This window comes from Vibrio sp. 1562 (genome assembly GCF_033340155.1).
GTDB lineage: Bacteria > Pseudomonadota > Gammaproteobacteria > Enterobacterales > Vibrionaceae > Vibrio > Vibrio alginolyticus.
In genome coordinates, this window is the sequence record NZ_JAWOVY010000555.1 from 1 (window position 1) to 595 (window position 595).

Below are 595 nucleotides of genomic sequence, written 5' to 3' on the forward strand. Positions count from 1 at the left end.
TGTCACAAATATTGCATCTCGCGCTGAATCTAAAATATCTCGAACTCATCGAAGAATACTGATTGCTGAAGACAATCTAATGAACCAAAAAATCGCGAGCTTTTTCTTAGATAAAGCAGGGTACGACTACTTAATTACGAGTAACGGGCAAGAAGCGCTGGATGCCATCACCAAAGGTGAGCAGTTTGACGCCATTTTGATGGATTGTATGATGCCGGTGATGGACGGACTAACCGCGACAAAAGAGATTCGCCGTTGGGAAAAGAAAGTGGGCTGCAAGAAAACAACCATCATTGCTTTGACCGCGAGTGTGTTGGAAGAGGACATTCACAATTGTTTTGCTGCGGGTATGGATGCGTATTTGCCAAAGCCGTATAAATCTAACCAGTTATTTGAGTTGTTTAATGAACTAAAGCTTGCTTAAATCGCACTGATAAGCCGAATTCATTACGGCTTTTTAGAACGAATATAAAGGAAGTGACATGTTTAAACTCGCTGTTATCGGGACTAACTGGATTTCGCAACAATTTGTTGAAGCGGCAATCCAAACCAAGCAGTTTTGCCTTAAAGCTGTGTATTCGAGAGATATAGAAAA

The 595-nt window shown here is 41.2% G+C and carries 1 protein-coding gene and 1 pseudogene; both read left to right on the top strand.

Annotated features, from left to right (window positions below; translation table 11 throughout):
- Nucleotides 1–424, top strand: a 424-nt coding sequence (locus R7Z49_RS26360) for a response regulator (RefSeq protein ID WP_318112614.1), incomplete at its 5' end; no start/stop codon positions are given.
- A 58-nt stretch (nucleotides 425–482) separates the two neighbouring features.
- Nucleotides 483–595 (top strand): annotated as a pseudogene (locus R7Z49_RS26365) (gfo/Idh/MocA family oxidoreductase); the annotation flags it as partial.